A 2,771-nucleotide genomic window follows, 5' to 3' on the forward strand; every position below is an offset into this window, starting at 1 on the left:
GTGGCTGCTGCGCGAAAAGCGCCTGCTGCCCGCCGCGCCCGAGGCCACGGGCAAGGCCAGCCTGCCCGCACACCCGCGCCCCGGCACCGTGGCCACCTATTTTCCCAACATCGACGTGCAGGCCGCCAAGCAGGGCCGCCTGCGCTCGCGCTACTGGGAAAGCCTGCACGATGCGCTGGACCCGCAGCAGGGCGGCGTGCACGGGGTGACCTGGCTGTTCATCTTCGAGCCCACGCCGCACTATTCGCTGGCAGACGCCATCCGCCTGCGCGACGAATTCCGCGCCCGCAAGCAGGACGGCATCGCCTTTCACTTCATCGAGGAATTCCTGACCCCGGCCACCATCGCCCGTGAAGTGCTGCACTACTGCCGCATGGCATTGCGCGCCGCGCGCCTGACCCGCCACGTGGCCGGGCAGTGCCGCCTGCCCGGTTCGCGCATGGATTTCTGGCCGTACATGGCCCGCAACTGGGCGGAATCCACGCGCGGCTGGCTGGGGCTGCAACGCCGCCTGATGCGCGCCGCCTTCCGCCGCTATGCCGCCGTGTGCGCGCCGCAGGAGTGGACCATCTTCCCCATGGAAAACCACCCCTGGGAAAAGTCCCTTGCCCATGCCATGCACGAGGCGCGGCGCGGCCCGGTGTACGGCACCCAGCATTCCACCGTGCGCCCCACAGACCTGCGCTACTACGAGGACGCCCGCGCCTTTGCCGAGCCGGACGCCGCCGCCACCCTGCCAGACCTCATGTGCTGCAACGGCCAGGGCGCGCTGGGCCACATGCGCGACGCGGGCATGCCCGCCGAACGGTTGGGGGAGATCGAGGCACTGCGCTACCTGTACCTTGCCGATGCGGCGTCGGGTGCGGCGCAGGGCGCTGTTTCGGGCACGACAGCGGCAACGGCACCCCCCTCCGGCGATGCTTCCGCTCCCGCGCCTTCCGCCACCCCCGTCAGGCCCACCCTGCTCATCGTCACCAGCTTCTTCATCGACGAGACCGACAACCAGCTCGACGTGCTGGCCGAGGCCGCGCGGGCAGGCACGCTGGATGGGTACAACGTGGTGGTCAAGCCGCATCCCAACCTGCCCGTGGAAGGCCGCCTTGCCGCGCGCTTTCCTTCCGGCGGCGCGCCCCGCGTGGTGAACACGCCCGTGGCCCAGTTGCTTGTTCCGGGCACCATCGTATGGGCGGCCAACTCCACCACCGTGGCGCTGGAAGCCGCCTACCAGCGGCTGCCCCTCATCGTGCAGACCGCCGCCAACGACTTCAACATGTGCCCGCTGCTGGGCGTGCCCGGCACCGCCTTTGTGGCCACCGCCGACGACCTTGCCGCCGCCCTGGCCCACCCCGCACCGCCCGACCTGCCGCCCGGCTTCCTGGCCCTGGACTGCGGGTTGCCCCGCTGGCGGCGGTTGCTGGGGATACCTGAGAAATAGACTTCGCGGGGGGGGGGGGGGTTTGCGGAAGCCGTTAGACGAGCGCAACGCGCGAGTCTTACGGATGGCGACCGCAACGCGTAAAAGCGCCCCTTCCCCCGCACCCCCATCCCCGCAAACTTTTTCATTGGGTTGGGGAGGCGGCTGGTGCGGTCGTATACCCCCTCCCAGCGCCAATTCATGGGAATGAAGCCCCCTATTGAAAAGCTTTGGAAGAAGGGGGATGGGGTTCGGGGAAGGGGGAAGAAACCTTTCCCGAAAGGTTTCTTCCCCCTTCCCCGATTGCCGCTTGCCCTCCCCATTCTCCCCTCCCCAAGGAGCCGACACATGCTGACCGCCATCACCCGCAAGCTGAAGGAACTGACCCGCATGCTGGGCACGCGGCCCTACTACGGGTTCGTGACCGGGCACGGCTACCTGACGGAGGCGCAGGTGACCGAGGTGCGGCGGGTGCTGGAATCGCCCACGCAGGCGGCGGAGACGGTGGCGGAGTACGAACGGCGTTTTGCTGCGGTGGTGGGCGAAGGGCGCGGCCTGGCCACGGCGGGCGGGCGCATGGCCCTGTTCGCCACGTTGCGTGCGCTGGGCGTGGGCGCCGGGCATGAGGTGATCGTGCCTGCGTTCACCTGCTCGGTGGTGGCCAGCGCGGTGCTGCGCACGGGCGCGACCCCGGTGTTCACCAACGTGGACCCGGCCACCTTCGGCACGGACCCGGACGCGGTGGCGAAAGCCATCACCCCGAAAACGCGGGCCATCATCGGGCAGCACAGCTTCGGCATTCCCTGCCGGGTGGGCGAACTGCGCGCGCTGGCCGACGGCTGCGGGGCCGCGCTGATCGAGGACTGCGCGCTGACCGTGAGCTCCACGCGCGACGGCGTGGCCGTGGGCAACACCGGCGACGCGGCGTTCTTTTCCACCGACCATTCCAAGCCCATGAACACGGTGGTGGGCGGGTTCTTCTACACCCGCGACGCGGGGCTGTACGACGCGGTGGCGGCCCAGTTGAACAACGCGCCAACCCTGCCGGAAGCCCAGCAGCAGCGGCTGTTCGGCCAGTTCCTGCTGGAGCGGCGGCTGGCCAGGCCAGCCAGCTACGGCCTGTACCAGTTGATCATGCTGGGCAAGTCGGTGCTGCGGCGGCTGTCGGACCCGGGCATGACCTTTCTGGACGACGACTACGTGGTGGAACGCACGGGCGCGTATGCCTACCCGGCCCGACTGCCCGCCATGCTGGCGCGCATCGGGCTGTTCGAACTGGACCGCTGGCCCGCCGAGGCCGCCCGACGCGAGGCGCTGCTGCAACGCTACCTGGCCGCCGCGTACGGCACGCCGCTGG

Annotated in this window: 2 protein-coding genes; both read left to right on the forward strand. The window is 69.8% G+C overall.

All coding sequences use genetic code 11. From position 1 onward, the window contains the following. Positions 1-1,435 (forward strand): TIGR04326 family surface carbohydrate biosynthesis protein (locus FVW27_RS12450; protein ID WP_167125583.1); only part of this gene is annotated, 1,435 nt, incomplete at its 5' end. A 327-nt stretch (positions 1,436-1,762) separates the two neighbouring features. Then, positions 1,763-2,771 (forward strand): DegT/DnrJ/EryC1/StrS family aminotransferase (locus tag FVW27_RS12455; RefSeq protein ID WP_167125585.1); only part of this gene is annotated, 1,009 nt, incomplete at its 3' end.

The organism is Nitratidesulfovibrio liaohensis, assembly GCF_011682075.1.
Classification (GTDB): Bacteria; Desulfobacterota; Desulfovibrionia; order Desulfovibrionales; family Desulfovibrionaceae; genus Cupidesulfovibrio; species Cupidesulfovibrio liaohensis.